The organism is Halomonas sp. PA16-9 (assembly GCF_009728585.1).
GTDB classification, from domain to species: Bacteria; Pseudomonadota; Gammaproteobacteria; order Pseudomonadales; family Halomonadaceae; genus Vreelandella; species Vreelandella titanicae.
Window position 1 is genome coordinate 1 of record NZ_CP040452.1, and the last position, 13,160, is coordinate 13,160.

Here is a 13,160-nt window from a genome sequence, read left to right on the forward strand (position 1 = left end):
ATCAGCGTAGCGACATCGGCAGCAGCGCCGTCATCGAAACGTCACATATCCACTCAGGCCAATCAGTTAGACTGAACAGTCACCAAGCCGGGAGTTCCCTATGCAGATGCTGGCGCTTTACAGTATCAAGGGGGGCGTGGGCAAGACCGCCTCCGCCGTCAACCTCGCCGCCGAAGCGGCACGCGACGGCAGGCGAGTATTGCTGTGGGATCTCGATCCACAGGCCGCCACCACCTTCTACCTGCGCAGCAAACCCAAAGTGCGTGGTGGCGTCGACAAACTGGTCAAGGGCAAGGCCGATCTCGACCGGGCGATCCGCGAGACCGACATCGAAGGGCTCGACCTGCTGCCAGCGGCGCTGGGCTCGCGTGACCTGGAAGCGTCGATGGAAACCCGCAAACCCAGCCGGCTGCGTAAGATCCTCAAGCCGGTGATGAGCAGTTACGACCTGGTGATACTCGACTGCCCGCCGAGCCTGTCGGCACTCGCCGAGCAGATCTTTTCAAGCGTCGATGCCCTGCTAGTGCCGATGGTACCGACCACCCTGTCGTTGCGCACTCTTGAGCAACTGGACGGTCATCTCGACGCGGTCGACCATGCCTGCCCGATCTGGCCATTCGTGACCCTCGCCGACCGTCGCAAGACCCTGCACCGCCAGGTGATGGAGAGTCTCAGCGAACGCTGGCCGAGGCGCCTATCGACGACCGTGCCCAACGCCAGTGAGGTCGAGCGTATGGGTATCGAACGCGCTCCGGTCGGGCATTTCGCCCGCAGCAGTCGGGGCAGTCGCGCCTACACCGCGCTGTGGCGAGAGATCGCGCAGCGTATACAATGACCTTCTGAGCTTCGCTCTGCTGTTAATTGGCTTGCAGCAGGCGGAAGAGGTACCGGCGCGCTGTTAAGGGACGACAGCCTAGGCGTGCATAAACGAGTCGGTGGCGGCTTAGTGGTCGAGGGTATAGCCCTGATCGTGGTCAGGTTTCGCCGCCGCCCAGTTTAATCTCCAGGCTGGCAGAAACCGGCTTCTTCAGGAATAGAAACACAGTCCCCTACTTTGATACCGCGCTCAGCAAAGTAGCCGCCATTAACCTCTAACGCTGAATGATAAGCCGCACCTGCAGGATAAGAGGGGCAGTCGCTCGGCGACGAGGATTCGCAGGGCTGCATAGTATTAATCGCCGCGATCCGCCCATCGCTATCGATAAAGGCAATATCCAGAGGGATTAGCGTGCGATACATCCAAAAGGCATTGTTGGCCGACTGCTCGTTCTCAAAGCGAAACAGCATGCCACTTTTTTCGGGCAAGCTCTCACGCCCCATTAACCCGCGCTGACGCTGCGAAGCCGTTTCCGCCACTTCAACCTCTAGACGATGTGGGCCGCCCTCGCTGTGAATAGCCAGCGCCAGCGTCTGCATCTTTTGTGCAGATGCCTGCCCCCAAGCAAACGAGCTGAGTAGCGACATCGGCAGCAGTGCCGCCATCGGTAACAGTAAAGACGCCTCAAGCAGCGTGCGACGCGTGGGATCCATGCTTACTTCCTTTTGTCATGCGCATCTGCGCGAACTCGGTGGCCTGGCAAAAGGTAAATGCCTGCTGCCAGCAGCGAAACCTTCACCACGGCGCCGCTGGTTAACTGATTACGCCGGGCGGCATGGGTGGCAATATCAAAACGTAACATATCGCCGTGATCGACGCTTAGCGAAACTGAAGTGATGCCGCCCAGTACGACCAGTTCGCTAACGGTGGCAACGACCGGGTTCTCCCGCTCGCCGTGTGAAGGACGGCCGCGACGGTGAAGCACAATATCGGAGGGCGGCAAGTACCAGGTGACTGTTTCACCCAGCGTCAGATTATCTAACCCCTCGGCTACCTCTAGATAATTTTCGCCCCACCGCAGCCGACGCTTGCCCTCCTCATCCACCACTACCCCTTCAAACAGATTATGGCGGTCTAACAAGCGCGCCACCAGCGGCGACAACGGCCGACGAAAAAGCACATCAGGAGCATCTTGCTGCAGGCTGACGCCGTTATGCAACACGCAGATTTGGTCGGCCAGCGCGGCGGCTTCTTCCAGGTCGTGGGTCACCAGTACAATAGGAATCTCGATCTGCTGACGCAGCAGCGCCAGCTCGCGCTGCAACCGCCGCCGGGTCACTTGATCCACCGCCGAAAACGGCTCATCGAGTAACAGCACTTTGGGGTCACGGGCCAAGGCGCGGGCCAGCGCCACACGCTGGCGCTGGCCACCGGAAAGCGCGTTGGGGTAGCGCTTGCCCAGCCCGTCTAAACGCACCTTGGCTAGCCACTGCTCGGCCTGTTCACGGCGTTGCGGTTGGGGCAGGTGGCGCAGAGGGAGCTGAATATTTTGTGAGGCGGTTAGGTGCGGAAATAGCGCATAGTCCTGAAACACTATGCCGACCTGTCTACGCTGGGGCGAGAGTGAATGCTTACGTTCGGCGTCAAACCAAACCTCTCCAGCGCACTCCACTCGCCCGCCCTGGGGGCGATAAAGCCCGGCAATAGTGCGCAGCAGCGTGGTTTTGCCGCTGCCCGATGGCCCTACCAGCGCCAGCAGTTCACCGGGTTGGCAAACAAACTCGGCGGCCAGTGGAATCGGCCCCGTTTGATTGACCGCCACGCTCAGCCCTGCAATCGGCCCAGAGACCGGCTCTGTGATGCGCGAATCAGCCACGTACCCACCGTCTGCGCCCGGCCAGACCATAGACGAGCCCCAAGGTAATAAACGATACCAACAGCAACAGCGCCGACATCTGTGCAGCGCCCTGTTCATCGAAGGCCTGGACGCGATCATAGATGGCAATGGCGAGAGTCCGGGTTTCACCATCAATGGCGCCACCCACCATCAAGATGACGCCAAATTCGCCCAGCGTATGGGCAAAGGTAAGCGCTGCCGCTGACATAATGCCTGGCCACACCAAGGGCAGCTCGATGCGCAGCAGCGTCTGCCAAGGGCTTAGCCCACTGCACCAAGCCGCTTCACGCAGGTTGTGGGGCACATGTTCAAAGGCACGCTGAATGGGCTGCACGGCAAACGGCAAATTGGCGATCAGGGAGGCCAATAGTATGCCAGTGAAAGTGAAATTCAGCCCGCTACCGGTCATTGCTGCCCAAAACGAGCCCACTGGCGCGTCGCGGCCAAAGCTCAACAGCAGATAAAAGCCCAGTACGGTAGGCGGCAATACCAGCGGTAGTGCGATCAGCGCTTCGCATAGCCCTTTGCCGCGGAAACGCGCATAGGCTAGTGAGCGGCCTAGCCAAATAGCGATGGGTAGCAGGATAAGACAGGTGAACGCCGCAAGGCGTAACGAAACCGAAAGCGCCGACCAATCCATTATGCCCCTTCCATTATTCGACGCTAAACCCGTAGGTACGCAAAATGGATTGTCCCTCGTCCTCTTGCAACCACTGATAGAAGGCCGTGGCAATATCTCCAGCCTGATTGGTCAGTACCATTCGCTGGCGTAGTAGGCTATGCCACTCCTCAGGGATAAGTACGTACTCACTTCGCTCACCTAGTGTGGGAGCCAGCGCCAAGGAGTAAGCCACCAGCCCACCGCGCGCATCGTCGGAGAGCGCAAACTGCGCCGCCTGGGAGACATTTTCGCCCAGTATCCGCAGCGGCTCTGTTTGCTCCCAAAGCCCGGCGTACTCAAGCGCCTGCCGCGCCGCCACGCCATAGGGGGCGTGTTCGGGGTTGGCCAGGGCGATGCGCTCAGTAGTCCCCGCCTCTAACGCGGTTTTAACCGCTTCAAGCGGCGTCTCCTCGTTAGGTAAATCACCACGCCCTGCGCGCTGCAGCCACACTAAACGACCAATGGCGTAAATCACGCCCTCATCTTGTGTGTAGCCCTCCTCATAAAGCGCTTGAACGTAGCTCTCGTCAGCAGAGAGATAGAGCTCAAAGGGCGCGCCCTGGGCAATTTGACGCCGGAAGTTGCCTGACGAGCCAAAGTTTAGCCGTAGGGCGTGGCCGGTTTCCTGCTGAAACTGCTCGGCGGCTTCTGTCAGCGCAAACTGTAGATCAGAGGCCGCCGCCACGATAGGCGCCTCCGCCTGCGCAGGGGAACCTATCAGAAGCAAGCAGGCGAGCAGCAACCCATGCGCTAATTTAGCTTTTAGCATGCTCGTCAGTAATCTCCATTACCTTCATGGTATTGGTGCCGCCATGGGCGTTCATATGGTCGCCGCGAGTTAGGATTACATGGTCGCCAGGTTTGGAGATACCGGTCTTGACAAGCATCTCGAGGGCACGGTCGTTTAGCTCGGTGGCGCTCATTTCAGAGGTATCGAACGGTAGCGAAACAACACCGCGGTAGAGCGCCATGCGGCGTTGGGCAATGGGATTATGCGCCAAGCCGACAATCGGCAGGCCCGAACGAATGCGCGAAGCGATCAGCGGTGTATAGCCCGATGAGGTCATACAGGCAATCGCGGTAATGCCGGTCATATGGTTGGCCGCGTACATGGCGGAGAGCGCAATGGTCTCGTCAGGGCGGGAAAAGCCTTCATGAATACGGTGACCGGACTCCTGGGCGGTTTTTTCCCGCTCAGCTCCCAGGCAAACACGTGACATGGCTTCTACGGTTTCCAGCGGGTAGTCGCCCGCCGCGGTTTCCGCCGAGAGCATGACCGCATCGCTGCCATCCAGCACCGCGTTGGCCACGTCAAACACCTCAGCGCGGGTGGGAAGAGGCGCTGAAATCATGCTCTCCATCATTTGCGTGGCGGTAATGACCGCACGGTTGAGCGAACGCGCTCGTTTGATCATGCGCTTTTGCACGCCGACCAACTTGGCATCGCCAATTTCTACGCCTAGATCACCTCGCGCCACCATGACCGCCTCAGAAGCTTCGATAATGCCATCCAGGGTGGCATCATCCGCTACGGCTTCGGCTCGTTCGACTTTGGCCACCAGGCCAATCTCTTTACCCGCCTCACCTAATAAGCGGCGTGCTTCGAGCATATCTTCAGCATGGCGGGGGAAAGAAATGGCCAGGTAATCGACGCCAATCTCAACGGCGGTCTTAAGGTCTTCTTTATCTTTTTCAGTCAATGCCGGAGCGGAGAGTCCGCCGCCCTGCTTGTTGATGCCTTTATGGTTAGAGAGCTTGCCACCCACTACCACGGTGGTATGCACCTGTTGGCCGTCAACACGGGCCACGTCCAGCACCAAACGTCCGTCATCTAACAGCAGGCGGTCACCGGCGGTCACGTCTTGGGACAAGGTCTTATAGTCGCAGCCGACTTGATGCACATCGCCCGCATCGCCATCCAGCGCCATATCGAGAATAAACGGCTGGCCCTCTTTAAGCACCACAGCCCCATCTCTAAACCGTGCAATACGAATTTTGGGCCCCTGCAGATCACCCAACACCGCGACGCTGCGGCCTAGCTTGGCGGCGATTTCACGTACCTCGGTTAGTCGGCGGCGGTGATCATCCGCTGTGCCATGGGAGAAGTTAAGACGCACCACATCGACACCCGCCTTGAGCATGGCTTCCAATACGCCTTCCCGGTCGCTGGCAGGCCCAAGGGTGGCGACAATTTTGGTACGACGGATCGAGGAGAAGTGCAGTGCGTTCATAATGTTCCAACCATGCAATTTAGCGTGTAGTGACTTTTATTAAGTAACTCTATCCAGTAACCCTAGCTTACCAGTTTAACGCGCTCTATATGACAGCAGTGCAACGCAGAGGGTTGGTTTAAGTCAACGTCACGGTGATCGTGAGAGGAAACTCATCGCAATTATTGCCATCACCGCCGCGATCCACTACCAAAAACTCGCCTTCGCGCTCCAGCACCGATTGAATGGCGTGCCAAGTGCCAGCGCGGTAATTCACCCCTTGGCGGCCATCGGTGACAAACGCTCGCACGTCTGCAGGGTTAATATGTTCCCCGGTGGGGCTACCACAACAATAAAGCGCTCCTGGTGCAGCGGCATAAACGCCTGACTGCCCTGGGGGTGACGCTCTAAAAACGTTAGCTCCAACGGCAGTGTAATCGGCTGGCTCACGAAGATATTAATCAGCGTGTGAGCGTTTTCGCCTAGAGTTTCCACCTTGGCAAGATCATGGTGGCGCTGAGTGCGCCCGGCGTTGATGGGAAACGACGCGGAGGTGCGCGCATCAATCACATCGCCAAAAGGGGCGAAGGCCTCTGCGGTCAACGGCTCGGCTTTTAGCTCTAGCATTGTTGTGTCCTTCTAAAGTTCTTTGTTACTCAGCGTGGCATGGCCACTGCCAGCCTGATAAATGCACTAGTGGGAGGCAGCTTTAGCTCGCGCGACCCTTTAAAGCTGCCTGCTTGAAAAGCTAGCGCAACCAGTTTTAACGAGCCCCCAGACGAAGAGCAGGATGACGATTAACATCTTTATACAACAGATACCGGAATGGCCCGGGGCCAGCGGCGTAGCAGGCCTGGGGGCAGAAAGCGCGTAGCCACATGAAGTCCCCGGCCTCTACTTCTACCCAGTTTTGATTCAGGTGATAAACCGCTTTGCCTTCGAGCACGTAAAGGCCGTGTTCCATGACATGGGTTTCATCGAAAGGAATTACGCCGCCGGGCTGAAAGGTAACGATATTGACATGCATATCGTGGCGAACGTCCGCAGGGTCGACAAAGCGTGTGGTGGCCCAGCGTCCTTCGGTGCCCGGCATTTCGATAGGCGCAATGTCCTGCTCGTTGGTGACAAACGCCGTTGGCACCTCGAGCCCTTCCACAAACTCATAGGCCTTGCGTACCCAGTGGAAACGTACCGGCGCGTTAGATTCGTTGCGCACTTGCCACGAACTGCCCGGGGGAATAAACGCATAACCGCCGGGCTGCAGGGTGTGGCGCTCGCCTGACAAAGTAAGCGTTAACTCACCTTCCACAATAAACAACACGCCTTCCGCCTGAGGATCAGGCTCGGGCTTATCGCTGCCGCCCTGGGGCTGGACTTCCATAATGTACTGGGAGAACGTCTCGGCGAACCCCGACAGCGGCCGCGCCAGCACCCACAGACGAGTGCCTTCCCAAAAGGGGAGATTGCTGGTGACGATATCGCGCATCACGCCTTTGGGGATCAGCGCATACGCTTCAGTGAACACGGCGCGATCAGCGGTGATTTGCGTTTGCGGCGGGTGCCCGCCGGTGGGAGCGTAGTAAGTAGCTGGCATTTTTAACCCTATTTGACTTAGTAAAAACACAAGTTATTCATCTTGTATACAAGATTAGCTAACCACAATAAAGCAATCTTTAACAAAGCTCTTGTGAAACACTCCTCCCAATAGTAACTTCTTTAGAAACTTTCGTTTCATGATTCTAAGATCATACGAGCATGTCCAAAAACAGCAACCTCGGCGCGGCGTGACGCCCGCTAACCGCTGCTCAGGTCAGCTACTTATAACAAACGCGAGGCATAGCATGTCCCAACACACCCCCTCTTCGTCTTCCTCAGATCGCCCCACGTCCAAGAAAAGCTGGTGCCGGATCCCTGACATTTACGCGGTTCTGTTCATATTTATCGCCCTGGCCGCGATAGCAACGCACTTTGTGCCGGCCGGGCAGTTCGAGCGTGTTCCTGGCCCGAATGGGCGCATCACTATCGACCCGAACTCTTATGAGCAGATCGCTTCGTCACCAGTTGGCATCGTCGACTTTATGCTGGCGATCCCGAATGGCTTAATGAGTGCCGGTGAAGTTGTCTTTTTCACCTTCATGATCGGCGGTATGTTCATGGTGCTAAGGCGCACCGGCATTATTGAAATAGGTGTGGACAAGCTAACGCGCCGCTTTGCGCGACAGAACCTGCTCACTATCCCCGTGTTGATGACGGTTTTTGCCCTCATAGCGACGGTTATCGGTACCCAAGAGTTGGCGCTGGTCTATGTGCCGGTCATCTTGCCGCTGATGATTGCCTTGCGCTTTGATTCAGTCACGGCCGCGGCGGTGGCACTTTGTGCTACCACGGTCGGTTTCACGACGGGTGTGCTCAACCCCATCAATACCGGCCTAGGACAGCAACTCTCAGATCTTCCTCTCTACTCCGGCTATGGCTTGCGCGTTGTGGCATTTGTGGTGATGTTAGCCGCGGCCATTTTCTTCGTTATGCGTTACGCCCGTATGGTGCATCAAACACCTTCACTTAGCCTGCTGAGCAGTGACACTAGCGAATCCGAAAAACGCTCGCTTTATCAACATGCTGACAATAGCCCAGCCTTAATCGCCAGCGCTCGCCAGAAGCTCGCGGCCATCGCCACCTTCGCCTTCTTCGCGGTACTCGTCTATGGCGTACTGCAGCAAGGCTGGTTCATGATGGAAATGGCAGGCCTGTTTATCATCATGGGCATTGTTGTGGGCCTAATAGCAGGCCTCGACACCGACGAAATATGCGCAGGCTTCAACCAAGGCTTCCGAGATGTGCTGGTCGGCGCCATGATCGCCGGCGTCGCACGCGGTGTTGCCGTGATGCTGGAAGATGGCCACATCATGGACACGCTGGTGTTTGGGCTTGGCAACCTCGTCGGAGGCCTGCCAACCCTGCTTTCGGCGATTGGCATGTTCTTCGCCCAGCTAGGCTTCAATTTCATTGTCCCCTCCGGTAGCGGCCAGGCCCTGGTCACCATGCCGCTGATGGCACCGCTCTCCGACATCATCGGCGTTACCCGCCAAACGGCGGTGCTGGCGTTCCAGTTGGGTGACGGTATCGGCAATATTTTATACCCGACCTCAGGCTACTTTATGGCGACCCTGGCACTGGCAGGTGTGCCATGGCAAAAGTGGTCAAATTCTTCTTCCACTTTTTTGCGTCTGGATAGCGATTGCCCTGGGCTTTCTTATTTTCGCGCAGGCAACCCAGTGGATCGGCTAGAAGTGGATCGACTAGAGCACGGCAGAGATAAACTGCTTTAGCTCCGGCGTTTGTGGGTTGCAGAATAGCTCGCTGGGGGCGCCCTCTTCATGGATGCGCCCCTGGTGCATAAACACCACGCGGTCGGCCACATCACGTGCAAAGCTCATTTCATGGGTGACCAGAATCAGCGTCATGCCCTCGGCCGCCAACGCCTCCAATACGCGCAGCACTTCCCCGACCAGCTCAGGGTCAAGTGCTGAAGTCACCTCATCGCAGAGCATCACTTTGGGGCGCATGGCCAGCGCCCGGGCGATGGCGACCCGCTGCTGCTGACCACCGGAAAGCTGCGCCGGGTAGGCATCGTATTTGTCGGAGAGGCCCACTTTCTCAAGCACTTCGCGGGCGACTTTCTCGACCTCGGCTTTCTCCTCGCCACGCACCACCAGCGCGCCAAACAGACGTTCTCACTTCCACCCACGGTTTTATGAGGAAACAGATTAAAGCTTTGGAATACCATGCCGACGTTTTCACTCAGCTCTTTGGGCGACATTGACGCCGCATCGAGCTGCTTATCGGCAATGGTGATCTCGCCGCTGTCATGTTTTTCCAGCTGATTCAGGCAGCGCAGCAGGGTACTTTTACCCGAGCCACTGCGACCAATAATCGCCACCACTTCGCCTTGCGCAACTGAAAGGTTGATACCTTTAAGCACTTCCAGGTCGCCAAAGGCTTTATGAACGTTATCAACGTAAACCAGCGTCATAGAGCTTTTCTCCAGATAGCGCGCGTAGCAGGAAAGTGGGTAGCACAGCGCGAAGTAAAGCAGAGCCACAAGGGCAAAAATGGTGAAGGGTTCGAAGGTGGCGTTATTGAGCATGGTGCCCGCCTTGGTCAGCTCGACAAAGCCGATGATGGAGGCCAGCGCCGTGCCTTTGATGACCTGTACCGAGAAACCCACCGTGGGCGGAATCGAAAGCCGCAGCGCCTGAGGTAGAATCACATGGCGCATGGTCTGGAAGTAGTTCATGCCCAGCACCTGCGCCGCGTGCCACTGCCCTTTGGCAACCGCCTCTAAACAGCCGCGCCAGATGTCACATAGAAAAGCACTGGTGAATAGTGTCAGTGCGATGGAAGCCGCCAACCAGGCAGAGATCGATCCCCATGGCAGCAGCGCCAAAGAAGATCAAAAACAGTTGCATCAACAGCGGCGTACCTTGGAACAGGTCAACATAAGAGACGTTAAGCGCTGCAGCCAGCGGTTGCTGGAGAGGCGCATAAAGGTCAGTAGCAGTCCACCGTCGCACGCCCACAAAGGCAATCAACGACAGCACAATGGTCCAGCGGGTTGCCAGCAGCAGGTTGCGCAGAATGTCCCAGAAGGTGAACTCAATCATCGTTGTTCTCCTTGCTGATAGGCGAATACCCGCTTGCCACCAGCATAAAGCTGCGCCGCATGCCGAAGGCGAGGAGCAAATAGACCAGCGTGATCAGCAGGTAGACTTCAAGCTGCGAAAGTTGCGCGATTGGATAAAAGTTAGCGGCATAGGTCAGGTCAAATACCGATATTTGCGACACCACCGCCGAACCCAGCATCACAATGATCGACTGACTGATCAGCGCGGGGTATACCCTGGCAAACGCGGGCACCAGCACGATATGGCGATAGCTTTGCAGTGTGGTCATGCCCAGTGCACGCCCAGCTTCTAACTGCCCTTTCGCCGTGGCGCTAATACCGGCGCGTAGAATCTCGGCGCTGTAAGCGGCCAGGTTGAGCGTCATGGCAATAACGCCGCGGTAATGGCATCAACTTTAATGCCGAGCCCGGCCGTCCAAAGAAGATAAAGAACAGTTGCACAATGAAGGGCGTATTGCGGGTTACTTCGACGTAGCCGCCTAGCCCCCAGCGCACCCATGGCTGCGCGTTGACGCGTAAATACGCCACTGCCACCGCCAGCGCTAGCCCCGTCAAGGTGGTCACCACGGTCAAAACGACCGTGGTGGTAAGACCTTTGAGGAGCTCACTGGCGTAGGGCAACAGGGTAAGAAAATCGAGTGTTGGCCCCATGCTAAACCTCAGCTACCGAAGTTTTCAGGCAGGTCGGCACTGAACCAGCGCTGAGATAGCTCATTCAGGGTGCCATCTTCCAGGCCTTGTGCGATCAGGCGATTCACTTCTTCCATTAACGCTGGCTCGTTTTTATTCATGCCCACGTAGCAGGTGAATCTTTGAGCTGATAAATCGCGAGGGCGCACGGTCGCTGTTTCGTTCGGCGATTTCGGCGGCGACTACGTTACCGGTGGCTACGTAATCGACCTGACCGAAAGAAACGCAGAAATGGTGGTGGCGTTGTCTTCAAAGCGCTGCACCGTCGTGGAGTCCGGGGCAATATTGGAAAGCTCCATATCTTCCACGGCACCGCGGGTTACCCCAATGGTTTTATCGGCCAGGCCTTCTGGGCCTTCCACGCTTTCATCTTCATCAGCGCTGAACACGCCTAGAAAGAACGGCGCGTAGGCATCTGAAAAATCAATCGCCGCTTCGCGCTCAGGGTTTTTACCCAGGCTAGAGATCACTAGATCCGCCTGCCCGGTTGCAAATAGGGAATACGGTTAGCGCTGGTACGGGATCAGCTCTAACTCAACGCCCATTTCATCAGCCAGGTATTGCGCCATATCAATATCGTAGCCGCGCGGCTGCAGGTCAGTACCTACTGAGCCAAACGGTGGAAAATCTTGCGGCACAGCTACCCGGATGGTGCCGCGCGACTCGATATCCTCTAGCGCATCCGCCTGAACGTTTGGGCTAGTGGTAATAGCACCGAGGGCAACGACGGCACTCAGCCCTGTGGCTAAGACACCGACTGTAGGCGTTTGAATTGGTTAGAGAAAGAGTGATTGAAGCGGCGCGATAGCGATTCATGGTGTTCTCCTAATAAGAGCAACCTGACAAGGCATGTCGGTCAGTCAGTAGCCGTAGCGGTATTAGTTAGGGATGCAGAGCGAGTGAAAGCTTTGTTGCATAAAATCTAACAAGAAACTTTCGTTTCACCCGATCACCTAATAGCAACAGCGATACCAGAAGTGGCTAACATTTTTTAGAACAGCAGCTTAGCGGGCACGCGAAACAACAACGCAGCGATTGCCGCGCTGAGAAGAGGATTTAAAAGGAGAGAGATGCAATGTGTTGGTGCAGTTTTCATCCACCAACAGGACGAGATGCACCATGAAAGGATAAAGACTTAGGCTTTGTACGAAAAGTCGTCGAGCGACGACTAGACAAGGCAAAAATCAACGAAAAAAGGATCGGATTCGCGTACGAATTTACGGGGTTGTAAATGAGCATTTTGATCGGACTCGCGCACGAGGCGATTTTTAACGCCGTATAGTCGAGCGCAGACAGTTTTCGTGCAAAGACTACTGGGCGCTCCAATCCACGCTCATGGTGGCCGCTTCCAGCTCACTAAGATCAGCGTAAACATCGCTGATCGCGCTGATTCGCTCTCGACCTTCTGCAAGACGACGGTGCAGTAAACCGTTGGCAATAAGGCAGATCAGGCTATTAGCAGCGGCGTAGCTATCAAACGCCGAGAGACTTTCCAGCGGCGTTTCAAAAAACCACGTTACTTGTGAGGCGAAATTGACCGCGGTGGGGTCAGCCAGTAAGGCTACCTTGGCAGGTGAGCGCTCAAGTGCGTCAATTAGCGAAGCAAATGCCGCTGGGCGGCGGCGAAAACCAAACCACCACTACGTCCTGGTCGGTGAGATCGACGATCTCTTCCGCTAACGACTGGTTTGGGTGAGGAACCACTCGCACCTGGGTGCGCGCCTGAATCAGCTGCTGACGAAAATGCAGCGCTAGCGGGTAGCTGTTACGAAAACCGATCACGACCACATGACGCGCGCTATCCAGCCGCTCTACCAGTGCAGCAAATTGATCCGCCGCAATGCCGTTTAAGCAGCGCTGCAGATTATCCTGCTCCCGCTGCAGATGGCGCTGGAACGGCGCCCCGGCCTCTTCCTGCATGGCGTTGGGGTCGATCACCAAAGGCACGCCCAGGTTCCGTAGCTGGCGGCGTGGTCTTTAACGGTGCGGTAGCTTTCAAACCCCAGCCGCTTTGAATAGGCGGCTAACTGTCGATTTGGATACCCCGGTCAAACGCGCCAAATCAGCGGCGCTATACACCGCAAGTCATCAAAGTGATCGAGGATAAAGCTCGCCACCCGCTGCTCCTGGGCAGTTAGCGTGTCAAACTGGGCGGTAATTCGCTGTCGCGATATGCGGCGTCATAGCATCCTATTAAACTG

At 56.7% G+C, this 13,160-nt stretch carries 7 protein-coding genes and 7 pseudogenes; 2 read left to right on the plus strand and 12 right to left on the minus strand.

Annotation, left to right across the window (positions count from 1 at the left end; genetic code table 11):
• The first annotated feature begins 100 nt into the window (after positions 1-100).
• A complete protein-coding gene (locus tag FDY98_RS16435) occupies positions 101-835 on the plus strand; it encodes a ParA family protein (protein WP_027958093.1) in 735 nt (244 codons plus the stop codon).
• A 161-nt stretch (positions 836-996) separates the two neighbouring features.
• On the opposite strand, the gene FDY98_RS16440 is transcribed toward FDY98_RS16435, so the two are convergent.
• The 7 genes and pseudogenes from FDY98_RS16440 to FDY98_RS16470 form a co-directional block, all read right to left on the minus strand.
• On the minus strand, positions 997-1,530 hold the full coding sequence (locus FDY98_RS16440; RefSeq protein WP_027958094.1) for a DUF192 domain-containing protein: 534 nt from the start codon (positions 1,528-1,530) through the stop codon (positions 997-999).
• Between the two features lie 2 nt (positions 1,531-1,532).
• On the minus strand, positions 1,533-2,723 hold the full coding sequence (locus tag FDY98_RS16445) for an ABC transporter ATP-binding protein (protein ID WP_081742555.1): 1,191 nt from the start codon (positions 2,721-2,723) through the stop codon (positions 1,533-1,535).
• A complete protein-coding gene (gene modB, locus FDY98_RS16450) occupies positions 2,686-3,354 on the minus strand; it encodes a molybdate ABC transporter permease subunit (RefSeq protein ID WP_027958096.1) in 669 nt (222 codons plus the stop codon). The genes FDY98_RS16445 and modB overlap by 38 nt, the downstream gene beginning before the upstream one ends.
• Before the next feature lie 13 nt (positions 3,355-3,367).
• A complete protein-coding gene (gene modA, locus FDY98_RS16455; RefSeq protein ID WP_027958097.1) occupies positions 3,368-4,144 on the minus strand; it encodes a molybdate ABC transporter substrate-binding protein in 777 nt (258 codons plus the stop codon).
• A complete protein-coding gene (gene pyk / locus FDY98_RS16460; RefSeq protein WP_022522265.1) occupies positions 4,131-5,606 on the minus strand; it encodes a pyruvate kinase in 1,476 nt (491 codons plus the stop codon). Before pyk ends, modA begins: the two co-directional genes overlap by 14 nt.
• A gap of 118 nt (positions 5,607-5,724) precedes the next feature.
• Positions 5,725-6,212, minus strand: a pseudogene (locus FDY98_RS16465) (ureidoglycolate lyase).
• 136 nt (positions 6,213-6,348) lie between these two features.
• A complete protein-coding gene (locus tag FDY98_RS16470; protein WP_027958098.1) occupies positions 6,349-7,179 on the minus strand; it encodes a bifunctional allantoicase/(S)-ureidoglycine aminohydrolase in 831 nt (276 codons plus the stop codon).
• A 247-nt stretch (positions 7,180-7,426) separates the two neighbouring features.
• Here FDY98_RS16470 and FDY98_RS16475 point away from each other — a divergent pair.
• Positions 7,427-8,873, plus strand: a pseudogene (locus tag FDY98_RS16475) (YfcC family protein).
• Positions 8,874-8,884: 11 nt separating this feature from the next.
• Here the strand turns inward: FDY98_RS16475 and FDY98_RS16480 are convergent.
• From FDY98_RS16480 to FDY98_RS29640, 5 pseudogenes are all read right to left on the minus strand, one after another.
• Positions 8,885-9,618 (minus strand): annotated as a pseudogene (locus FDY98_RS16480) (amino acid ABC transporter ATP-binding protein).
• A gap of 6 nt (positions 9,619-9,624) precedes the next feature.
• A pseudogene (locus tag FDY98_RS16485) lies at positions 9,625-10,249 on the minus strand (amino acid ABC transporter permease); the annotation flags it as partial.
• Positions 10,242-10,920, minus strand: a pseudogene (locus tag FDY98_RS16490) (amino acid ABC transporter permease). The pseudogenes FDY98_RS16490 and FDY98_RS16485, both read right to left, overlap by 8 nt.
• Positions 10,921-10,928: 8 nt before the next feature.
• Positions 10,929-11,696, minus strand: a pseudogene (locus tag FDY98_RS16495) (transporter substrate-binding domain-containing protein).
• Between the two features lie 573 nt (positions 11,697-12,269).
• A pseudogene (locus FDY98_RS29640) lies at positions 12,270-13,143 on the minus strand (MurR/RpiR family transcriptional regulator).
• Positions 13,144-13,160: the final 17 nt, after the last annotated feature.

What these genes read in the sequence shown, in the direction of transcription:
- pyk (WP_022522265.1), bottom strand. Translation starts at nt 5,606, where the DNA reads ATGAACGCACTGCACTTCTCCTCGATCCGTCGTACCAAAATTGTCGCC.
- FDY98_RS16440 (WP_027958094.1), bottom strand. Translation starts at nt 1,530, where the DNA reads ATGGATCCCACGCGTCGCACGCTGCTTGAGGCGTCTTTACTGTTACCG.
- modA (WP_027958097.1), bottom strand. Translation starts at nt 4,144, where the DNA reads ATGCTAAAAGCTAAATTAGCGCATGGGTTGCTGCTCGCCTGCTTGCTT.
- FDY98_RS16470 (WP_027958098.1), bottom strand. Translation starts at nt 7,179, where the DNA reads ATGCCAGCTACTTACTACGCTCCCACCGGCGGGCACCCGCCGCAAACG.
- modB (WP_027958096.1), bottom strand. Translation starts at nt 3,354, where the DNA reads ATGGATTGGTCGGCGCTTTCGGTTTCGTTACGCCTTGCGGCGTTCACC.
- FDY98_RS16435 (WP_027958093.1), top strand. Translation starts at nt 101, where the DNA reads ATGCAGATGCTGGCGCTTTACAGTATCAAGGGGGGCGTGGGCAAGACC.
- FDY98_RS16445 (WP_081742555.1), bottom strand. Translation starts at nt 2,723, where the DNA reads ATGGTCTGGCCGGGCGCAGACGGTGGGTACGTGGCTGATTCGCGCATC.